This window comes from Halobacteroides halobius DSM 5150 (genome assembly GCF_000328625.1).
Classification (GTDB): domain Bacteria; phylum Bacillota; class Halanaerobiia; order Halobacteroidales; family Halobacteroidaceae; genus Halobacteroides; species Halobacteroides halobius.
Map to the genome: position 1 here is coordinate 2,603,276 of NC_019978.1, position 22,797 is coordinate 2,626,072.

Sequence of the window (22,797 nt, forward strand, 5' to 3'; positions counted from 1 at the left end):
TTTAATTATCAATTGTTAATTTTCCATTGTCAATTGCACTTTCTTGCACTTCCCCAATCACATATGCTTTTTCTCCTAATTCATTCGCCTGCTTAACTACATCTGCTGCTTCTGCTGCCGGCACAACCAATGTCATTCCTACTCCCATATTGAAAGTACGATACATCTCTCGTTCTGCTATATCTCCTATATCTTGCATTAAATTAAAGATAGTTTGCGTTGGCCAACTAGTTTGATCAATCACTGCTTGTAAATCATCTGGTAGAATCCGAGGTAGATTCTCAATTAATCCTCCACCAGTAATATGAGCAATGCCATTAACTTGATACTGCTCTAAAATTTCTAAAACTGGCTGAACATAAATTCTTGTTGGCTTTAATAATTCTTCTCCTAAAGTAGTCTCTAACCCCTCTATTTGATCCTCAACATCATAACCTGCTACATCAAAAAAGACTTTTCTAGCTAGTGTATAACCATTACTATGAATCCCATTAGAAGCTAAACCAATAACCTTATCTCCAGCTGCAATATTTGCCCCAGTAATAATCTTGTCCTTATCAACCATTCCCACGACAAAACCAGCTAAATCATACTCACCACTATCATAAAAGTCAGGCATCTCTGCTGTTTCTCCACCAATTAAAGCACAACCTGCTTCTTTACAACCAGCAGTAATCCCTTTAACAACCTCTGCTACACTATCTGGCTTTAATTTACCAGTCGCTAAATAATCTAAAAAGAATAATGGCCTAGCTCCTTGGGCCAAAATATCATTAACAGACATAGCTACTAAATCAATTCCTACCGTATTATGTTGGCCCGTCATAAAGGCAAGTTTTAACTTAGTTCCTACTCCATCAGTCCCTGAAACTAATACCGGTTCATTATAATCACCGAAATCAGGAGCAAATAAGGCCCCAAAACTACCTAATCCTGTTAAAACTTCAGAAGTAAAAGTATCTGCTACATCATCCTTTAATTTATCTACTGCTTCTTCTCCCGCTTCAATATCTACCCCAGCATCTTTATAGGTTAATCCCATTCTAGCTAACACCTCTTTTTCTGGTAAATTTAATATTACTTACACTCAACACTCCAAACTAAACTTTCCTTCACCTTCTCCAATTGGATAATCTCCACTAAAACAAGCAGTACAAAAACCATAGCCATTAGCTTCAATTGAAGCTAATAGTCCTTCTTGACTAATATAAGTTAATGAGTCTGCTCCAATATGGTCACAGATCTCTTCTACACTATTTTCTGCTGCAATTAACTCCTGACGTCTAGAGGTATCTAAACCATAATAACAAGGGTAGGCTACTGGAGGAGAAGCTATTCCCATATGCACTTCCTTGGCCCCGGCTTCTTTCATCATGCGAATTATTTGCTTACTAGTAGTTCCTCTAACTATAGAATCATCAATCAAAAATATTCTTTTTCCTTCAATAATGTCTTTAATTGGATTTAATTTTATTTTAACCTTTAAATTCCTAATTTCTTGAGTAGGTTGAATAAAAGTCCGGCCTACATATCTATTTCTTAAAATCCCCTTTTTATAAGGAACTCCAGATTCTTCAGCAAATCCTAAAGCTGAAGGAATACCTGAACTAGGCACTGGTACTACCAGATCCGCTTCTATATCTGTCTCTCTCGCTAATTGACGACCTATTTCTTCTCGGGCAAGCTGAACATTTTGACCACCAATTACACTATCTGGTCGCGCAAAGTAAATAAATTCAAATACACAAAAATTATAAGGAGTCCGTTCACCATAATATTTGCTTTTAATGCCTTCCTCATTAATTACAACAATCTCACCCGGCTCAATATCTCTAATATGCTCTGCGCCAATAATATCAAAAGCACACGTTTCGGAAGCAATAATATAACTATCCTCTAATTTTCCTATTGCTAATGGCCTAAAACCATGCGGATCACGAGCAGCTACTAAACTATCTTCCGTCATTGCTATTAAACTAAAAGCCCCTTTTACCTTCTGCAAACTATGAGTCAAAGCTTCAATAATATCATCTTTAAAAGACCTAGCCACAAGATGGGCAATTACCTCAGTATCAAGTGTAGAATGAAATATAGATCCTCTTTGCTCTAAATTTTTTCTCATTTCTAAACCATTAACTAAATTACCATTATGGGCTAATGCTAATTCGCCCTTAATTGAATTAGTTACCAAAGGTTGTGCATTTGATAATAGACTAGAACCCGTTGTAGAATAGCGAACATGTCCTACTGCCATTTGGCCGGTTAATTCTTCTAATGCCTCTTCATCAAAAACATTAGTTACTAAATCCATCCCTCTCCGATTCGTAAATTCTCCCTTATCATTAACACAGATTCCAGCACTTTCTTGGCCCCGATGTTGAAGAGCATGTAAGCCTAAATAGGTTAGATTTGCTACATCAACCTTATCATCTGAAGTAGCATACACCCCAAACACTCCACACTCCTCTTCCATCTTATCTATTAGATTCTCATCTTGGCAAAAATAATTTCTCGCCATATCTATTTCATCTCCTTCTATTTAGCTAACACTCATTACTCACACTTAATATTAATTATTTCTCTAGTCTTCTTACAATTTCGTGATATGCTCCTTCTACCTCACCTAAATCACGTCGGAAACGATCTTTATCTAATTTCTTTTGTGTTTTAGTATCCCAAAAACGACAAGTATCTGGCGAAATTTCATCTCCTAAATAAATTTTACCTTTGTTATCAGTACCAAATTCTAATTTGAAATCAATTAAATCAATTCCCTTATCTGCTAAAAATTCAACTAAAATATCATTGATTTTAAAAGCTAGCTTACTAATCTGATCTAACTGCTTTTTTGTAGCTAGTTCTTCAGCATACACATGATATCTATTAATCATAGGGTCACCTAAATCATCATCTTTATAATAAAACTCCAATACTGGTTTATTTAATCTGGTTCCTTCTTCTAATCCTAGTCTTTTAGCTAAACTACCAGCTGCTACATTTCTCATTACCACTTCTACTAGAATAATATCTAACTTTTTAACAAGAACATCTGTTTCATTTATTTTTTCTATTAAATGAGTTGGAATACCATTATCCTCTAGTAACTCAAATAAAATAGTTGATATTTTAGCATTTAATCTTCCTTTTTCAGTAATTTGACCTTTCTTTTCTCCATCAAAAGCAGTGGCATCATCCTTATACTCCACTATTACTTTATCAGCATCATTAGTACTATAGACTTTTTTAGCTTTTCCCTCATATATCATTTTTTCTTTTTCCATTTGTTTCCCCTCCTAAGTTATACGAATTATTCGGATTAAATTAAATTTTATCAACCAGTTAATTCAATATCTAATTTATTACTCCAACTTTTTACGATTTTTTCGGTTTTATCTACTGAAATCCCGATGTATTTTTCAGGATTAACTAATAATTCCCGCTGTTTTTGATTGAACTGTTCCCAATAAGGTTTTAATTCTTCTTTAGTCTGGACTAACTTCCTTAAAGTTTGGCCCGTTTCTTCTGCTTCTAAAGTTAATTTTCTTACCACTTCATGAGCATCTGGATGACCATAAGAAGCCAATAAAATATAAAGTGGTTCAGCTACCACCAATTCTTTATTTTGTGCAAAATTTTTCTTCATATTATCATGGTCAACAACTAATTTTTCTCCTACTCTAATTAAACGATTGACAGAAGATAATAAACCAACTATAATTTCAGGAATAAATCTGCTAGATGCAGAATTAGTTAAATCACGTTGGTGTTCAGAAATCTGATCTTGATAAACAGTCATCATTCGAGGCATAAATTCTTTCCACATACTTTTAACATTCTCATAATTAATTGGATTTCGCTTATGAGGCATAGTTGAAGAGCCGACTTGGTCTTCATCAAAATACTCTCCCACCTCACCAATTTCTGAGCGCTGTAGATGACGCATATCATCACTAAAATTAGCTATAACCCCAAAACAAGAGGTTAAATAATGAACAAAATTGGTTATATATTCTGGTTCTACAATTTGAGTTGAATGAGTACTAGCTTCTAAATCTAACTCTGCTAACACATCTGCTTCAAATGATTCAGGTTGATCAAAGAAAAGGTGACTAGCATTATAAGCCCCTACAGCTCCTGCAATCTTTCCTTTTAACTGCTTACTACTTTCTTCAATATCTTGAATAGTATTTCCTAGTCTACTTACATACTCTGCTATAGCAAATCCAAAAGTGATTGGAACTGCATGCTGTCCGTGTGTTCTACCAACCTGAACTGTTTCTTTTTCTCGAAGGGCAATCTCCATTAATAATTTTTCTAACTCCTTTAAGGTTGGTAAGATTAATTCTTCAGTAGCCTCTTTATAACGTAAAGAATTAGCAGTATCAACAATATCAAAAGAAGTTGTAGTAAAGTGAATATAAGGTTTGGCCTCCTCACTAACCTTATGTTGAATACAGTTTACTAAAGCTCGAATATTATGCTTTGTCTTCCTCTCTTCTTTATAAACTTCTTCTGGCGTTATCTCTTTTACAGCTTTTTCCACTTGGGTTGCTACTTCCTGCGAACAAATTCCACGTTTAGCTAAAGCTTTCACTAAAGCTAGCTCTACAGTAGCTTGATATTTAACTTTTGCCTCCTCAGATAAATAAGTTGAATAATCTTTAAATTCATCTCGCAAAGAATATCTATGATCTAAAGGGCCAATATTTTTAAAAATATTACGCTTTATCATCTTATTTCTCCCCCTTGATTATTTATTTAAACCACTTAAAACTAAAAAAGACCTAAATAAACTGCCTTGTAACTACAAGGAAAGCTTATCTAGGTCTACTATCCCTAAAAGCAAAAGCCTTCCTTCATAGTCAACAGTTTACGGCTGTTGGTAGAAACATGTAGCCTTATCCTACACATATATGAAGCAAGATAATATTCGGTTTATTACGATTGTTAATCCTATAATAACATTTTATAATCTTTTTATCAAGATTAAAGCGAATGTTATTTTAATATTCGCTAATAATTTTCGTTATTTAAGATTGTTTATCTAAATAATCCTGATACCCTAAATTTTCTAGTTCTCTGGCTGTCTTTTTTACACTTTGGGCCAACTCTGCTTTATACTTCATAAACTTATCTCTTAACTTTTGGTTATTAATTCCTAACATTTGAATAGCCAATAACCCAGCATTTTTAGCGCCGTTAATACCTACTGTAGCTACTGGTACTCCACCAGGCATTTGTACAATAGAATAAAGAGAGTCTACTCCATTTAATTTAGAAGTTTTAATTGGTACTCCAATCACAGGTAATGATGTATGAGAAGCTGTCATACCGGGTAAATGAGCTGCTCCTCCCGCTCCAGCAACAATCACATCAATTCCTCTCTCCTCTGCACTTTCTGCATATTCAGAAACCCGATCAGGTGTTCTATGAGCAGATACTACAGTAATTTCATAAGAAATATCAAATTTTTCTAAAATCTTAGCTGCATCTTTCATAACTGGTAAATCAGAATCACTACCCATAATAATTCCTACTTTAGTCTTCATAACTTAATACCTCCCAGTGTTATCTATTATCTACCTTCTATCTTAACTAACTCACTTGCCTTTAGGGCAACTTGGCTTGCTTGATCTACTGTATTTGCTGTAACTATTAAATGTCCCATCTTTCTACCCGGTCGTGATACTCCCTTCCCATAGACATGTAATCTAGCATTAGGGAGATTTAATACTTCTTTTACTCCTACTACATTTGCTTGGCCCTGACTTCCTGCACCAAGAATATTTCTCATTACCGTTGGCTTCACTAAATCAGTAGTTCCTAAAGGAAGTTCTGCAATAGCTCGAATATGATTAGCAAATTGAGAGGTAATACATCCTTCAATAGAATAATGGCCTGAGTTATGTGGTCGAGGGGCTATTTCATTAACCAATACTCTATTATCTTCTGTCACAAACATTTCTATACAAAAAATCCCAACTCCTGAAAAAATATTCATAACACTCTGGCCTAATTTAAGAGCTTCATCCTTAATAGTAGAAGTAATCTTAGCTGGTACCTTAGTTTCTATTAAAATACTCTCTTGATGATCATTTTGACCTATTGGATAAGTGACTATTTCTCCTTCGATACTTCGACAAGCTAAAACTGAAATTTCTTTACTAAAGGGGACAAATTCTTCTACCATTAATAAATTATCTCCTGCCCCTAAAGTTTGGTAAGATTCATCAATCTCTTCTTCACTTTTTATTAAAGAGTTGCCTTTACCATCATAACCATCTGTACAACTTTTTAACATCATAGGATAACCAAACTTAGCTGCTGCTTTCTTGATATCTTCTCTACTAGATACCTTTATAAAATCTGGCACAGGGATATCTTTTTCCTTTAATAATTGTTTCTGATTATATTTGTTTTGAATAATCTCTAAGCTTTTAGGAGTTGGATAGATATTATATCCTTCAGCTTCTAACTCTTTTAAGATTTCTACTCCAATATGCTCAAATTCATAAGTTATAACATCTGATTTTTTAGCTAACTCTCTAATAGCAGCTTGATCATCAAAATTGGCCACAATATGCTCATCAGCAATACTATGAGCTGGACAATCAAGGGTAGGATCTAAAATAATAATCTCAAAATCCATTTTTTTAGCTTCCAAGATCATCATTTTTCCTAATTGGCCCCCACCGATGATTCCAATTATCTGCTTTATCTTACTCTTAGACATATCTACACCTCCTGTTTCTATTTAATTACTCATAACCCAATGCTTTATCTCCAATATCAGTCCGATAATGAGCCCCTTTAAAATCTATCTTATCTATTCCTTGGTAAGCTTTAGTAATTGTATCTTGATAATCTTCCCCAACAGCTGTAACACCTAAGACTCTTCCTCCGACAGTTACTAACTGATTATTCTTACAAGTAGTTCCTGCTTGAAAAACATTAATGTTATCTATTTTTTCTGCCAAAGCAATCCCCGTAATTTCTTTACCCGTATTATAATCTATAGGATATCCTTCAGAAGCCATAATTACACAAACAGCTGTCTTAGGAGACCAATTAATATTTACCTTTCCTAATCGTTCGTCTATAACTGCTTCTGCTATCTCTACTAAATCTGTTTCAAGTAATGGTAAAACCACCTGAGCTTCCGGATCACCAAATCTTACATTATACTCTAATACTTTAGCTTTATTATCTTCAATCATTAATCCAGTATATAAGACACCTTTATACTGAATTCCTTCCTCTTTTAATGCTTCTATAGTAGGAACTAAAATATCCTCCTTAACCTCTTCTAATAATTCATCTGTTACTACTGGTGCTGGAGCATAAGCCCCCATCCCTCCTGTATTTGGCCCTTCATCTCCATCATAAGCCTGTTTATGATCTTGAGATGGTACCATAGGAATAATAGTATCTCCATCAGTAAACGCTAGTACAGTTGCCTCTTCTCCTGTTAGAAATTCCTCGATAACTATTCTGTTACCTGCTGTTCCAAACTTCTCATTAACCATAATTGTTTCTACAGCTTTAATAGCCTCTTTTGTAGTCTGAGCTACTACAACTCCTTTTCCAGCTGCCAATCCTTCAGCCTTAACTACAATAGGAGCTCCTTCTTGTTTAATGTAAGCGATTGCTTCTTGGGGATCCGTAAAACTCTCATACTTAGCTGTAGGAATATCATACTTCTTCATTAAGTCTTTAGAGAAGACTTTACTTCCTTCTAATTGGGCTGCCTTTTTGGTTGGCCCGAAAATTTTTAACCCTGCTGTTTTAAAATTATCAACAATCCCCTTTACCAAAGGTGCTTCAGGGCCCACAAAAGTCAAATCAACCCCTTCTTTTTTAGCAAATTCAATTAACCCAGTAATATTTGTTGCTTTAATATCAATATTAGTTGCCAATTGATCTGTTCCAGCATTACCAGATGCTACAAAAATTTCTTCTACGTTAGAATTTTGCTTTAATTTCCAGACTAAAGTATGCTCACGTCCTCCACTACCAACTACTAATACCTTCATACTTACCACTCCTTAACTGTAAATTAAATATCCAGCCAAAATATAAAAAGCCCAGACAGGTAGACTCTACTAGACTAAGAGTAGAACCTCCCCGCCTGGGCTTTTATCCCTCCGGTGTAATAAAAATTTGTATCGCTTGGACCTACACTTTGATGTGTGGAACCCTAGATACACTTCCCTCATAGTCAGGTAGTTTACGGCTACCCGGTAGAAACATGTGAGCCTTATTCTCACTATTATATGAGGTCTATTGAATTTTATGAATCATAACGAAAACTACTAACATGGTAATATTAACAGATAAACATAAGTTAGTCAATAAAAAACTACACTTTTGTATTGTAAAATTACTCTTTTGCACCTAATTTCTTTACTTTATCAATGATTAAATTACCTTTGACCTTGATAACTTCTTTTCTACCTTTATTAATAGCTATTTTTAAATCTTTAACTGCTTCTTCTATTCCTTTTAGTTTTTCTTTCTTCTTTTTATCCTTTCTATTCTTTAATTTTAGATCTGATACTAATTCTTGTAACTGCTCTATGTTAGATAACTTCTCAGCTTTATCATTACCTAGCCAAGTTAAATAAATTATTTGCCTTGTATTAGATACTATCTGCTGTTTAAGGCCTTTTTTATCATTATATTTTTCGTATAAATTAGCTAGATTTAAACTAAATTGATTGGCTTGCCATAAAGCTCCCAATAACTTCTTTTGATTAGCTATTTCAGTTAATTGATTTAGCTTTTCTTCAATCTGATTTAACTTTTCACTAGCTACAGAACTTTTACTCTCATAGCTATTCCATTTATCATGCAATTCTTTTATTTGATTTGTGATTTCCTCCCATTGTTTACTATCCTTATTTTTAGATTTCTTCTTTTCTTTTTTCTTATCCTGTACTTTAATTTTTTCAGTAATCTTTATTTTAGTCTGCTCACTACTTTTTTGTTTACTCTTCTTATTATTTTGTTGATTACTTTCTTTTTTTCCTTTACTTTGCTTCTTCCCTTTTTGACCTCCTTGTTCTTTACCTCCTTTCTTTTTCTGCTTGTTTTTTTCCTTTCCTTGCTCTTGTTCTTTACTTTTTATTTCAGTTTTTTCAATGATTTTTTCTTTATTCTTTGCTTTATTCTTCTTTTGTTGTGCTTGCTGTTTCCACTCTTTTCTTTTTTGTAAATAAAATTTCTCTAAATCATTAATTACTTGCTCTGTAGTAACTACTACACTAACAAAAGAAGTAGGAACTTGGTCTTTTTTAGCCTTGGCTTTAGATTTAGATTTTTGCTTACTACAACCAACCAATGGAATAATAGATATGATTACAAAAACTAAAATCAATTTTGCTTTAAGTTTCATATTAGTCACTCCTAGTAATCATTTTTTCATATTATAAGCTAAACCAATGATTACTATTCAAATGACCAGCAAAACTCACTTAGTTTCTACTCTAATTCCTTCTTTTTCAAATAACCCCTTGATTTGTCGTAATTTTCTCTTACTAGGTGGTTCAACATCCTCTAATTCATATTCCAGGTCTAATTCTTTCCATTTATGCACACCTAACTGATGATAGGGCAGTAATTGTACCTTTTCTAATTGCTCTAATCCAGTCAGTTTATTAACTAAAGCTTTAATATCCTCTAAATTATCAGTTAGCCCTGGTACAACAACATAACGTACCCAAAATGGTTTCTTTTTTTCTTCTAAAAAATTGACTAAATCTAAAGTTCGTTGATTATCCACGCCAGTTAATTCTTGGTGCTTATCTTTATTAATTTGCTTAATATCCAATAAAACTAGGTCAAGATAAGGCATTAATTTAGCAAAATCACTTATCTGTACATAACCAGAAGTATCAAGAGCATTATGAATACCTTCTTCTTTACTTCTACGTAGCAATTCTAAAACAAAATCTAGCTGTAAAGTAGGCTCTCCACCTGAAACAGTAAGTCCACCTTCACCACGATTTATATATGGTTTACATTTAATAACTTTATCTATTAAATCTTCAACACTCATTTCCTGACCTTCACTCAAATCCCAAGTATCAGGGTTATGACAGTACTTACAGCGTAGTGGACAACCTTGGGTAAAAATCACATAACGAATCCCAGGTCCATCTTGCGTACCAAAGCTTTCTACAGAATGAATATAACCTGTTGTCATTTATTTAACCTCCTTAGATTATTGTTACCAACTAAATATTTTTAATAAAGTAATATTGATATAAACAAAACAACCAGAGGAATTAGTCCTCTGGTTGAATTATTTAATATAACAAGTTACATATTCTTATGGAAGGTTCTAGCTATAACTTCACTTTCTGTTCTGAAATTCAAGAACAGACGTGGCTAACCTTTTAATCTTTAGTGTAACTAATTCGACTTTCGCTAAGTTACATATTCTTATGGAAGGTTCTAGCTATAACTTCCTGCTGCTGTTCTGGCGTTAATCGAATAAAGTTAACAGCATAACCAGAAACTCTAATTGTTAATTGTGGATATTTCTCTGGATGCTCAACAGCGTCTTCTAATGTCTCTCTTTGGAATACATTAACATTTAAGTGATGTGCTCCCTGAGCAAAATAACCATCTAAAATAGAAGTCATATTATTAACTTGCTTAGATTCATCTGCACCTAATGCTTTAGGAACAATAGAGAAAGTATTAGAGATACCATCCTGGCAATAATCATAAGGTAGTTTAGCTACAGAATTTAATGAAGCTATAGCACCTGAATTATCACGCCCATGCATTGGATTAGCACCAGGAGCAAATGGTTCACCAGCTTTTCTTCCATCTGGAGTAGCACCAGTCTTTTTACCATATACAACATTAGAAGTAATTGTTAGAATAGACATTGAGTGTTTAGCATCTCTATATAAATCGTGTTCCTTTAATTTAGTCATAAACCTTTTTACTACATCAACTGCTAATTCATCAACTCTATCATCATCATTTCCGTATTTAGGAAAATCTCCTTCGATTTCAAAATCCACTATAATTCCATCATCATTCTTAATTGGTTTAACAGTTGCATATTTAATAGCACTTAAAGAGTCAGCAATAATTGATAATCCTGCTACCCCAAAGCCCATAATTCTATCTACATCTGTATCATGAAGGGCCATCTGTACCCGCTCATAAGCATACTTATCATGCATATAGTGAATAATATTTAAAGCATCCACATACTTTTCTACTAACCAATCTAAGAACATATCAAATTTATTCATTACTTCTTCAAACTCTAATACGTCTTTTTCATAAGGAGCAAACTCTGGGCCAACCTGCACACCAGTTTTTTCATCTCGTCCACCATTTAAAGAATAAAGTAAAGTCTTTGGAAGGTTACATCTAGCTCCAAAATACTGCATTTCTTTACCAGTTTTCATAGCAGATACACAGCAAGCAATTGAGTAATCATCACCAAAGTTCTCCCGCATTAAATCATCATTTTCATACTGAATAGAACTTGTATCTTTAGAAACCTTAGTACAGAAGTTTTTAAAGCCTTCTGGTAGATTTTCAGACCATAAAACAGTTAGGTTAGGTTCTGGAGCTGGTCCTAAATTATATAACGTATTTAAGATTCTAAAGCTTGTCTTAGATACTAAGGGTCTTCCATCAATTCCCATGCCACCAACTACAATAGTAATCCATAGTGGATCACCACTAAATAGTTCATTATACGCAGGAGTTCTTAATTGTCGCGCCATTCTTAACTTAATTACAAAATCATCAATTAACTCTTGTGCTTCTTCTTCTGTTAATTTACCTGCTTTAATATCTTGTTCAATATAAATATCAAAGAATTCAGCTACCCGACCAAAAGACATTGCTGCTCCATTATTCTCTTGAATAGAAGCTAAATATCCCATATAAGTCCACTGGATAGCTTCCTGAGCATTTTGGGCTGGACGGGATAGATCTAAATTATAAGTTGCACCTAACTCTTTTAGCTTCTTTAAAGCTTTAATCTGTTCACTTACTTCCTCACGTAATCGAATATGATCTTCTGTCATTCGTGTAGGTAAATGAGTAACATCCTGCTTCTTATCTTCAATTAAACGATCAATACCATATAAAGCAATCCGACGATAATCACCAATAATTCTACCTCGCCCATAAGCATCAGGTAACCCAGTAATTACGCCAGAACGACGAATCTCTCTTAATTCTGGTGTGTAAGCATCATAAACACCATCATTATGAGTCTTTCTATACTTAGTAAAAATTTCATCAATTTCTTCATCAACTTCATATCCATATGCTTCAGCAGCTTGACGAGCCATTCTAATACCACCATAAGTGTTTAATGTTCTCTTTAATGGCTCATCTGATTGTAATCCAACAACTTTTTCTAAACTTTTATCAATATATCCAGCATCATAAGCATCTATATCAGAAACAGTTTCAGTATCTACATCTAATACACCATCATTCTCAATCTCTTCCCATAATAACTCACTACATTCATTCCATAACTTCTCAGTTCTATTAGTTGGCCCTGCTAAGAAAGAATCATCTCCTCGATAAGGAGTATAATTTTGTTGCACAAAATCCCTTACCTCAATCTCCTCTTCCCATTTACCAGATTTAAATTTCTGTTTAGCCATTTTAGCCCCTCCTTATTAAAGTTAAAATATATCTTATAGGCTTTTTAATTGAAATTAATAATCTTTCTTATTTCTTTATCGTGTAATTAATGATACCACACTAACTTATTTTAAGTCAATCAAATCAGCCGCTTATTGAAAACATAAAATTTTCATACTATTAGAAATAGTACTGCAAAAAATAAACCCGCCTGGATGATAGTACTATCATCCAGGCGGGCGATTTATTATTAGGATTATACTTCCCCATGGTTAATTCCATGTTTGTCCGCCAGTCGTATAATCCTTTCTATTTTATTTTGTATCTTAATCTTAACAAATAACAAAGAAAGTGTCAATCAATTTTTATACTAACTGGTCTAGTATCATTGTTTCCGAGCGCTTAGGGCCAACAGATAAAATTGATAGCTCAACCCCTGTCAACTCACAAATTCGATCTATATACTTTTTAGCATTCTGTGGTAGTTTATCATATTCTTTAATCTGAGAAGTATCTTCTTGCCACCCAGATAAAGTTTCATAAACTGGTTTACATTCCTTTAGAATTTCTTCATTAGTCGGAAACTCTGTTAAAAGTTCCCCTTGATACTTATAGCCAGTACAGATTTTAACTTCCTCTAGTTCATCTAATACATCTAGTTTAGTGACTGCTAGACTAGTTAATCCATTTACTCGCGCAGCATACTTAACAATCACTGCATCAAACCAACCACACCTTCTAGGTCTACCTGTTGTTGTTCCAAACTCATGTCCTTTATCTCTTAAATGCTCACCAATCTCCTCTGTTAATTCAGCAGGAAATGGGCCCTCACCAACTCGTGTAGTATAAGCCTTAACAATACCTAAAATATTATTTATCTTAGTTGGGCCAACTCCTACACCATTACAAACCCCACCAGCTGTTGGATTAGAAGAAGTAACATAAGGGTAAGTACCATGATCTATATCTAATAAAGTCCCTTGTGCTCCCTCAAATAACACATTTTTACCTGCTTCTATCTCCTGATTAACCAATAAAGAAGTATCAGTCACAAAACCTTTAATCTGCTTTGCATAATCTAAATACTCCGCAATAATCTCCTCTGCATCTAAAGTATCCAAACCATAAACATTATTTAATACTAAATTCTTCAATTCGACTGCTTCGTTTACTTTAGTAGCAAATCTATCTTCATCCAATAGATCCTCAACTCTAATTCCTAATCGACCAATTTTATCTCGATAAACCGGGCCAATCCCTTTACCAGTAGTACCGATCTTATCATTTCCTTTGCGAATTTCTTCAGCCTTATCTAACATCCTATGATAAGGCATAATTAAATGAGCTTTAGAACTAATATAAAAGTTAGTTACCTCTACACCTTTTTCAGCCAAATAATTAAGCTCTTCAATTAAAACTTTAGGATCAACTACAACTCCATTCCCAATCACACATTTAGTATCATCATAAAGAACGCCCGAGGGAATTAAATGTAACTTATATTCTGTATCCTCTACTACTACAGTATGTCCAGCATTATTACCACCTTGATAACGAACCACAAGATCAGCTTCTTCCGCAATTAAATCTGTTACCTTACCTTTTCCTTCATCGCCCCATTGAGTTCCTATTACTACAGTAGTTGTCATTTCTGAAATCCTCCCTGTTTAAATCAATTTACAATTAAAAATTATTAATTACTCCAACCCAAGTCTTTGGTAAATAGTATCTATATGTCGTAGATGGTAAGCATAATCAAAAATTTCTTCTACTTCTTCTACTGCTAAATGCTCTCTTAAATCACCATCTGCTAATAATAATTCCTTAAAACTTTTCTTGCCCTGCCAAGCCTGAAGAGCATTCCGTTGTACAATCTCATAGGCATCATCCCGTAATAATCCCTTATCAACTAAAGTTAGCATTACCTTTTGAGAGAAGATAAGTCCGTTAGTCTCTTCTAAATTAGCCTTCATATTATCTTCATGTACTCCTAAATTCTCTACTACATCAACAAATTTAGTCAACATATAATCAACTAAAATACTACTATCTGGTAAAACAACTCGTTCAGGAGAAGAATGGGTTAAATCTCGCTCATGCCATAGATTAACATTATCAAATCCAGTATTAGCATTAGATTTTACAACCCGTGATAGACCTGAAATCCGTTCACATACAATTGGGTTCTTTTTATGGGGCATAGCTGAAGAACCTTTCTGCCCTTTTTTAAATGATTCCTCAACTTCTAAAATATCAGTTCGCTGTAAATTTCGAATCTCAGTAGCGAATTTATCTAAAGAACTAGCTATTACTGCTAAAATAGATAAATATTCAGCATGACGATCTCGCTGTAAAATTTGAGAAGAAATAGCAGCTGGCTTAAGATCCAACTTTTGACAAGCTAACTCTTCAACCTGAGGAGTAATATTAGCAAAGGTTCCAACAGCACCAGAAATCTTACCAACACTAATTCTATCTAACACGCCTTCTATTCTCTCAATCTGTCGCTTAATCTCCGAATACCAATTAGCTAATTTTAAACCTAAAGTAACTGGCTCAGCATGCACACCATGTGTCCTACCAATCATGACTTGCATTTTATATTCTTTAGCCTTACTTGCTAGCACTTCTTTTAAGTCCTTTAAGTCCGCTAAAATTAATTCAGCTGCTTCCTTAAGCTGTAAAGCACGAGCTGTATCCTTAATATCTGAGGAAGTTAATCCTTTATGAATATATTTTGACTCTTGACCTACATTCTCTGCTACTGCCTGTAAAAAGGCTAAAATATCATGTCGCGTCTCTGCTTCTATCTCTTTAATTCTAGCTACTGTAAAATCTGCTTTATCTTTAATTTCTGCAACTACCTGTTGTGGTATCTCACCAGTTTCAGCCATAGCTTCACAAACTGCTAATTCAATATCCAACCATTTATTAAACTTACTCTCTTGACTCCAAATTTGCTTCATCTGAGGTAATGTATAACGTCCAATCATCTATTAATCCTCCCACGAAAGAATTATATTTACTATCAACATTAACATAATAGCAAAATAATAATTTATTGTCAATATAAAGTCGAATTTTAAATAAGTTATAAAAATAAATATTCGTTTACTTTAGCACTTTAAAATAAAAAAGTAAACCCATAGTATTATTTACGAAATGTTCGTATTTAATCCAACTGGAAAGCAATATAAAGTACTTAAGAATTATTATTTCGTAATTCTCTAGGATAAATTCGGAATTAGAACTAATTATCTATAAAAAAAGAGCCCCTAATTGTATAAGGGCTCATAAAACAAATCTTTAGTTTAGATTATTCTTTTTCTTTTAAAGCCTTAGGTACTTCTGGTTGGTAACTAAGAGTTATGCTTGTAGAAGAAACATTAGCTTTAGCTACTATCTTAATTATCTTCTTTACAGCCTGTTTTGCTTTCATTATTTCACCTCCCCTCAATTGCTTGCTCTACTGTAATATAATCTCTATTATATAATCTATAAGATAGAGGGGTTAGACTAAATAATTGCCATATAACCCCCAATAAGCCAGCTACTACAAATTGATTAGCAACTCCTAGTTTATAACAACTAAAATAAATTAAGTGAACAATAAAAAAAGAAATAAAAGAATAAATTTTATATCTAGATGCCTTACTTTTAGAATTAATTGGTTTCTCTTTAACAATAGCCGGAGCATAAATATCAATAATTACAGATCCAATTAATAAAGTTCCAAATAATAAAATAATTATTTTTCCTTTCAAATAAAAAGTTGAATATTTAGCTGCTAAACCAAACAAATTAAACATAATTGTTCCTGAGGTAACACATTGTATAAGAGAAGAAGCATGAACTCCACCAGAAAAAATCTTAATTACCCCAGCTGTGACTGCTGCAATTAAAGCTAAATAGCCCACTCCTAATAGTGAACCAAATAATAAAATTAATGAATAACCTATTACAGTTACTAATATAATTTTAGTTCCAAAAACTAATATTTCTTTTTCTTCAGGTGAAGATTCTTGATAATAAGTATCTATTATTTTGTTACTAATTAAATCAAATTTATCTTGTTGCTGCACCATTCTAACCTCCTTACCCAAATTATTTCAAACTGAAATAACATTTAAACTCTGTACCATAGTCTTTATCACTTTTAACTTCTATTTCACCATGACCTTGTTCTACTAATGAATTAACAATATATAAACCATAACCTCGTTCTCGACCTTTACTAGAGACTCCAGCCTTAAAAAGATCATCTAACAACTTTGGCTCAATATAAGAACCAGTATTATAAATTGATAATATATACCTCTCATCTTCTTTTATCCCCTCAACCCTAATTTGCTCTGTACCTTCATTATTTACTTCTATAGCGTCAACGGCATTATCAACTAAATTAGAAACTATCCTAAAGATTTTGTTTAATGATAATTTAATTTCCTCTATTCCTGGATCAATCTGATATATCAACTCTATCCCCAATTGCTTAGCTTCTATCTTTTTAGGAATTAGAATAGAATCTAAAATTGAATCAGAAGTTTGAAGTTGCTTTAAGTTAATCTGTTTTAAATCTTTAGTTACTGACATAATATAATCAAATATTTCCTTCTTTTTACCTAATTGTACCATACCATAAATAGTTTGTAAATGATTAGAGAAAATAGAGTTTCCCCAAAATTATAATACCAGCAAGCCAACATTGCTATTATAGCAATAGTTTAGACAACATTAATTGTTGTGATTGTTGGTATTTGATATTTTTATTAATAAAACTTTGGATACCTGTTCGGGTTTTCTTGAAAATATTATAAATTCCAGTAGCTATTGCATAATAATCAAATTCGGGGATATCATAAATTCTTTCAGATAATTTAGTTATCCACATATTTAATTTAGTTTTATTTCGCTTTTCTGACAGCATAGCAATAAAACCAATTAAAATACTAAGTAGCAAATCCATAGTTCTAATACTATTTAAAGATCTGACTCTAATATTTTCTAAATTGAATTGTTGTTTTTTAAATCGAAAGTATTCTTCTACTTTCCATCTTTTTAAGTATGCTTCAAATATAGTTTTAGTAAGTTTTTTTGATTCAGGAGCTAAATTACTAATTAATATCATAGGGGTTAGCCCAAGCCCTTTTACTATAACCATAGTTAAATCTTTATCTGGCATAGCAGGAAGTTTTATTTCAGCATAACTATACTTTGCTTTTTGGGGATTATTGTTTTTATCTTTAAAATTAGCAACATATTTACCTTTGTAAAACTTTGCTACATCTAATATATTCATTGTTTGCCCTTTATAAATAACATTTCTAGTTTTTTTAGCTCTAATAACAAAATTACATTCATCATTGTTTTTTGTAAAATATTTATAAAAACGATTATTATCGTACCAACGATCTAAGGCATAAATACCTTGATTCCCAAAGTGTGATTTAACAAAATCAAGACCTTTGATAGTCTCTATATTCTGACTTTTGAATCCTTTTTCTTTAGTAGAATAAACCCGAGAATATACAGAAAGCGGCATCTCATGTTCTTCTGTTAATGCTGCAATTTCAAAAGTATCATAACCATCGTTAATTTTCCCAGTGCTTCCATCACGAACTTGGTCTAATGCTTCTAATTTTTTGCTTGCAGGTTTAACTATATCAGATTTATCACAACAAAAAATTGTGTTTTCGTTAATGCATGTTTTAACTGAATTAATATAATTATTCATAACTGTTGATCTTTGATCAAAATTTTTACAATTGCGAGATAAACGATCAATTACTTTTTTTAATGTTATATCTTCTTTTAAAGCTCTAGAAATTTCACTTAATAATATAGATTGACTTTCTAATAGACCATATAATATTTGAAAAATGAATTTAGATTTTGGTTTTGATAAATTTTTAGTGATTTTATCTGAAAAAGTTGATAATTTTCGTTTCAATTGATAGATAAGTTTGGTATAATTAATCATGGTGAAATGACCTCCTATTTGGTTTTGGTTGCCAAACTAATTATACCAAATTTAGGAGTTCATTTCACCTTTTTTTATTTTAGAGCAGTTACTATCTGTTTTACCAAAAGTTATCCACAATTTTATTATCAATAAGTTCTAATTTATTATTTTTGAAAAAATGGGGAAACTCTACTTAGAGAAATCATGTTTTTGCTCTCTCAATTTTCTAATCAACTTTCTCTTTTCTGATAATTTTATTTGTTGAATTTTATACTCCATTTCTCGATTAACCATTTTAAATAACTCTTTAATTAAAACAATAGATATAAGAGATAAAATAATTGCAGTAAATAAAATAATTTCTAATAAAGTATTGTTAGAAACAATATTAAAAACGTTTATATCTCTCCAAGTAGCAACTAGTAGTAATAAAAATGATTGGCTTATAAGAATAATAATTACATAATATAGCTTGGATTTATTATTATTTTTCATAATAACTATATCCTTTCTGACAAGTTAAAAATATTAAAGTCCCAATAATAAATAACTATAGCAGTTAACCACAGGGGGAGATTGACAAGATGAGCAATGAGTAAATATTGAATTAAACCACCTTGCATAATTTGTTTTACACTTATTTGTAGGTAATTAACAACAAACGGGAGCACTAGGGAGTTTCCTATCATTAATAGACTGAAACCAGATACTGAAGAAATAATTGCTACCTTCCAGTCTACTTTAATAATTAATTTAAATATTACAATAAGCAGTAAAATTAAAATAAAAGTATGTAGCCCATACATATTGAATAGATTTCTTAGACTGAATAAACTAATCATATAGATTAGTGTGATTTTAATATTATCCCATAAACTAGTCTTAATATTATATAAACCTAAACAAACATAAATTAATAAAAAACTTTGTGGTAAACTTGCAAATAAGATTTGTCCTAAAGATAGTTTCATCATATCCCTCCAAAGATCAATAAAATATTAATTATTATCTTTGACTTTCGACAAATTTCGCAAATCTCCTGCAATATAGCAAAAAGAGTAGATGAAAATCATCTACCCTTCTCTCTTAGATAAATCAACAAATCTTGTATATTCTTTTTGAAAAGCTAGTTCTACTGTACCTACAGGACCATTCCGTTGTTTTCCTACGATAATTTCAGTAATCCCTTGTTTTTCCGTGTCAGGATTATAATATTCATCACGATAAATAAATGCTACTACATCAGCATCCTGCTCAATAGAACCACTAGACCTTAAATCACTAAGTTGAGGTCGTTTATCATTTCTTTGTTCTACTGCTCTACTTAACTGAGATAATGAAACTACTGGTACATCCAATTCTCTAGCTAAACCTTTTAAAGAACGAGAAATCTTAGATACTTCTAATTGACGACTCTCAGAACTTCCACTTCCTTGCATCAATTGTAAATAATCTATTAAAATCATACCTAATCCGTGTTCAGTTTTGATTCTTCTAGCCTTGGCCCTCATCTCCATAGCACTAATTCCTGGAGTATCATCAATAAATATATTCGATTCTCCTAAACGACCTGCTGCTTGGGATAATCTACGCCAATCATTATCCCTTAATTTACCAGTTCGCAGTCTATGGTTATCAACCTGTGCCTCAGTACATAACATTCTTTGTACTAACTGTGCCTTTGACATCTCTAGTGAAAAGATAGCTACTGGAATATCCTCTTCCACAGCTACATATTGTGCTATATTTAAAGCTAAAGCAGTCTTTCCCATACTAGGCCTTGCTGCAATAATTATTAAATCAGACTCTTGAAAACCAGAAGTCATTTTATCTAAATCACTAAAACCAGTTGGGACTCCTGTTACATCACTATTGTGCTCATGTAACTGTTCTAAGCGATCAAAAGTATCCATTAATACATCCTTAACATTAGCAAAACCATCTGTCCTTCTTGTTTGAGAAATTTCAAAAATACGACTTTCAGCTTTATCTAATAAGGTATCTACATCTTCTTCTTCACTATAACCAAGTTGAGAAATTTCTCCTGCTACCTTAATTAATCGCCTTAACATCGCTTTTTCTCCTACAATCTTAGCATAATGCTCTATATTAGCTGCTGTAGGAACACTATTAACCAACGAAGTTATATAAGATGCTCCACCTACTTCTTCTAATTTTTTATCTTCTCTTAACTGTTGATTGATAGTTACTAAATCAACTGGTTCACCAGCCTCAAATAATTGACTAATTGCTCCAAAGATAATAGAGTGTGATTGCCAATAAAAATCATCAGAGGTTAATATCTCAATCCCTTTACCAATAGCATCACGATCTAATAACATTGATCCTAAAGTAGATTTTTCTGCATCTAAACTATGAGGAGGGACTTTTTCCACCTCATTCATTATTAATTCACCCCCTCTAAGATATACTAGATAAATTCAAAAAGAGTAGCACCAGTTAGCTACTCTTTTTACCTCTTAAGTATATAATAATTTATTCTTTAAGCTTCTACAACCTTAACTTTAACTGTAGCTGTAACATCTTTATGCAACTTAATATCAACCTTTGTAGTACCTAAACTTTTAATATTGTCAGATAACTGTACTTTACGCTTATCAATTTTTACTCCTGTTTTTTCTTGTACTTTATCAGCAACATCATTAGAAGTTACTGAACCAAATAATCGACCATTGTCTCCAGCTTTAACTGAAAGTTCTAATACTTTATCTTCAATCTTTTCAGCTTTTTTCTTAGCCTCTTCTAGTTTTCTTTGCTTTCGATTCTTTTTAGCTTTCTTCTTCTGTTGTAAATTGTTTAGATTCCCTTGATTTGCCTCCTTAGCTAATCCTTTGGCAAATAAAAAATTACGGGCATATCCATCAGCCGCCTCAACTATTTCTCCTTTTTTTCCTAAACCATTAACATTTTGCTTTAAAATAACTTTCATACTATCCCTCCATTATAGTAAATAAAGTTAAGTAAGATTTTCTTTACTTAATCTACGAAAATCAAATAAAATATCAGCCAACCCTACAAATAATAACATTTGCATAGTAATTGGGAAGAAAATTATAGCTAAAATTATTATTAATTTATTTATTCTACCTTCTAATATATAATAATAAATCACAGCTACCCCTTCTAACAATACTAAAAAATTAGCAATAATGTAAATGTTCTTCCAAACTATCTGTTGATTAAAAATAATTGATAAAATATACAAAAATGCTATATATTTAGATAATCTCATTTTCTCTAAAGAAAGTAACGGAGGATAACTATATTCAGAAAAGCGATTTAGAACCTTAGCACTAAAATAGTAGTTGACAATTGCCACTAATACACCACTACTTAAGAATAAAGCCGGATAAGTCTCTTTAATTAAAGTAACAATTTGAGCCCCTAATTCTTTAACTGTTTCACCAGATATTCCTAATTGTTGATAAACCCCAATTCCTAAATCAAATCCTGCCTCTAACTGTTTTAAAATATCAATATTAAATATATAAGTTCCAACAAATAAACTAACGATAAATGATACAATTACTGCTATACTTCCTACAGCTAAAATTAATTTCGCAGAGAATTCTTCCTCAAAAGCTGCCCCCATACTAACACCAATTAAACCAGTATAAAAGATACTTAGCAGTAATAAGGAAGGATTAATTAAAATCATCAAAAGAATGGCATTTACTAAACTAGCCATAATACTTAACTTACTACTCCATCTAGCAGCCAAAACAATCAATGGTAAGGGAGTTATTAATAATATAAAACTACCTAAAGGTAAAAAGAAACCTAAGATAGTCATTATCACAGTAAGCCCTGCTAATAATGCCCCCTCTACTAATGCCTTAGTCTTCAATAATAACACCTCAACTTCGCTTTCGCAAGTGTTCCAGTAGTTTACTTAAGTCACCATACCAATTTTCAATTTGGTGTTTATCATCAATATTACGATTTAACTTTTTTTCTAACTTCCTATCTACCTGGTCAAATGAATACCCTAATCTTTGGGCCAATAAATAAGCCGACATAATAATTTTAACTATTATATCTAGTAATTCAAACTCATCATCTTTATTAAACATTGCTTTAAATAAAGTAGATACATTATCTAATAATTCTGTTTTCAACCACTCGATAATCTTTAAATTCTTTGTAATAGATCTATCTTTAGAATTATACTTCTTCAT

The 22,797-nt window shown here is 32.3% G+C and carries 22 protein-coding genes and 3 riboswitches; all 22 genes read right to left on the reverse strand.

The genetic code is table 11. The annotated features are described in order from the left end of the window. Position 1: 1 nt before the first annotated feature. On the reverse strand, positions 2-1,042 hold the full coding sequence (purM, locus tag HALHA_RS12660) for a phosphoribosylformylglycinamidine cyclo-ligase (RefSeq protein WP_015328170.1): 1,041 nt from the start codon (positions 1,040-1,042) through the stop codon (positions 2-4). Positions 1,043-1,087: 45 nt separating this feature from the next. Then, the gene (purF, locus tag HALHA_RS12665; RefSeq protein ID WP_015328171.1) at positions 1,088-2,518 is read right to left on the reverse strand and encodes an amidophosphoribosyltransferase; all 1,431 of its coding nucleotides are present in this window, start codon (positions 2,516-2,518) and stop codon (positions 1,088-1,090) included. Positions 2,519-2,573: 55 nt separating this feature from the next. Further along, positions 2,574-3,281: a phosphoribosylaminoimidazolesuccinocarboxamide synthase gene (purC, locus tag HALHA_RS12670; protein ID WP_015328172.1), complete on the reverse strand. Its 708-nt coding sequence runs from the start codon at positions 3,279-3,281 to the stop codon at positions 2,574-2,576. A gap of 50 nt (positions 3,282-3,331) precedes the next feature. After that, positions 3,332-4,732, reverse strand: coding sequence for a lyase family protein (locus HALHA_RS12675; protein WP_015328173.1), 1,401 nt, complete (start codon positions 4,730-4,732; stop codon positions 3,332-3,334). Between the two features lie 107 nt (positions 4,733-4,839). After that, a riboswitch (purine riboswitch) is annotated at positions 4,840-4,937 on the reverse strand. A gap of 93 nt (positions 4,938-5,030) precedes the next feature. Continuing rightward, positions 5,031-5,549, reverse strand: coding sequence for a 5-(carboxyamino)imidazole ribonucleotide mutase (gene purE, locus HALHA_RS12680; protein WP_015328174.1), 519 nt, complete (start codon positions 5,547-5,549; stop codon positions 5,031-5,033). Between the two features lie 26 nt (positions 5,550-5,575). Beyond that, a complete protein-coding gene (locus HALHA_RS12685; RefSeq protein WP_015328175.1) occupies positions 5,576-6,733 on the reverse strand; it encodes a 5-(carboxyamino)imidazole ribonucleotide synthase in 1,158 nt (385 codons plus the stop codon). A gap of 25 nt (positions 6,734-6,758) precedes the next feature. Continuing rightward, positions 6,759-8,033: a phosphoribosylamine--glycine ligase gene (gene purD, locus HALHA_RS12690; protein ID WP_015328176.1), complete on the reverse strand. Its 1,275-nt coding sequence runs from the start codon at positions 8,031-8,033 to the stop codon at positions 6,759-6,761. Between the two features lie 162 nt (positions 8,034-8,195). Further along, positions 8,196-8,297: riboswitch (purine riboswitch) on the reverse strand. 83 nt (positions 8,298-8,380) lie between these two features. After that, entirely contained in the window at positions 8,381-9,394 is a 1,014-nt protein-coding gene (locus HALHA_RS12695; RefSeq protein ID WP_015328177.1) for a hypothetical protein, read from the reverse strand. Positions 9,395-9,469: 75 nt separating this feature from the next. After that, entirely contained in the window at positions 9,470-10,204 is a 735-nt protein-coding gene (gene pflA, locus HALHA_RS12700; protein WP_015328178.1) for a pyruvate formate-lyase-activating protein, read from the reverse strand. A 229-nt stretch (positions 10,205-10,433) separates the two neighbouring features. Then, on the reverse strand, positions 10,434-12,656 hold the full coding sequence (pflB, locus tag HALHA_RS12705) for a formate C-acetyltransferase (RefSeq protein WP_015328179.1): 2,223 nt from the start codon (positions 12,654-12,656) through the stop codon (positions 10,434-10,436). A 202-nt stretch (positions 12,657-12,858) separates the two neighbouring features. Further along, positions 12,859-12,945: riboswitch (ZMP/ZTP riboswitch) on the reverse strand. A 56-nt stretch (positions 12,946-13,001) separates the two neighbouring features. Next, positions 13,002-14,285: an adenylosuccinate synthase gene (locus HALHA_RS12710; protein ID WP_015328180.1), complete on the reverse strand. Its 1,284-nt coding sequence runs from the start codon at positions 14,283-14,285 to the stop codon at positions 13,002-13,004. Positions 14,286-14,333: 48 nt separating this feature from the next. Beyond that, a complete protein-coding gene (purB, locus tag HALHA_RS12715) occupies positions 14,334-15,629 on the reverse strand; it encodes an adenylosuccinate lyase (RefSeq protein ID WP_015328181.1) in 1,296 nt (431 codons plus the stop codon). Positions 15,630-15,952: 323 nt separating this feature from the next. Beyond that, positions 15,953-16,075, reverse strand: a complete 123-nt coding sequence (locus HALHA_RS13385; protein WP_015328182.1) for a cyclic lactone autoinducer peptide — start codon at positions 16,073-16,075, stop codon at positions 15,953-15,955. 4 nt (positions 16,076-16,079) lie between these two features. Next, on the reverse strand, positions 16,080-16,721 hold the full coding sequence (locus HALHA_RS12720) for an accessory gene regulator ArgB-like protein (RefSeq protein ID WP_015328183.1): 642 nt from the start codon (positions 16,719-16,721) through the stop codon (positions 16,080-16,082). A 19-nt stretch (positions 16,722-16,740) separates the two neighbouring features. Continuing rightward, positions 16,741-17,229, reverse strand: coding sequence for a sensor histidine kinase (locus tag HALHA_RS12725; protein WP_052326484.1), 489 nt, complete (start codon positions 17,227-17,229; stop codon positions 16,741-16,743). 118 nt (positions 17,230-17,347) lie between these two features. Further along, entirely contained in the window at positions 17,348-18,616 is a 1,269-nt protein-coding gene (locus HALHA_RS12730; RefSeq protein ID WP_015326168.1) for a transposase, read from the reverse strand. Between the two features lie 171 nt (positions 18,617-18,787). Continuing rightward, positions 18,788-19,093 carry a hypothetical protein gene (locus HALHA_RS12735; RefSeq protein WP_015328185.1) on the reverse strand — a complete coding sequence of 102 codons (306 nt, stop codon included), beginning with the start codon at positions 19,091-19,093 and terminating at the stop codon, positions 18,788-18,790. Between the two features lie 5 nt (positions 19,094-19,098). Further along, the gene (locus HALHA_RS12740) at positions 19,099-19,569 is read right to left on the reverse strand and encodes a hypothetical protein (protein WP_015328186.1); all 471 of its coding nucleotides are present in this window, start codon (positions 19,567-19,569) and stop codon (positions 19,099-19,101) included. 102 nt (positions 19,570-19,671) lie between these two features. Next, positions 19,672-21,003: a replicative DNA helicase gene (gene dnaB / locus HALHA_RS12745; RefSeq protein WP_015328187.1), complete on the reverse strand. Its 1,332-nt coding sequence runs from the start codon at positions 21,001-21,003 to the stop codon at positions 19,672-19,674. Positions 21,004-21,101: 98 nt separating this feature from the next. After that, positions 21,102-21,548: a 50S ribosomal protein L9 gene (gene rplI / locus HALHA_RS12750; protein ID WP_015328188.1), complete on the reverse strand. Its 447-nt coding sequence runs from the start codon at positions 21,546-21,548 to the stop codon at positions 21,102-21,104. 27 nt (positions 21,549-21,575) lie between these two features. Beyond that, positions 21,576-22,466 (reverse strand): DUF2232 domain-containing protein, encoded by an 891-nt coding sequence (locus tag HALHA_RS12755; RefSeq protein WP_015328189.1) that lies wholly within the window; start codon positions 22,464-22,466, stop codon positions 21,576-21,578. A 10-nt stretch (positions 22,467-22,476) separates the two neighbouring features. Beyond that, a complete protein-coding gene (locus HALHA_RS12760; protein ID WP_015328190.1) occupies positions 22,477-22,797 on the reverse strand; it encodes a MazG-like family protein in 321 nt (106 codons plus the stop codon).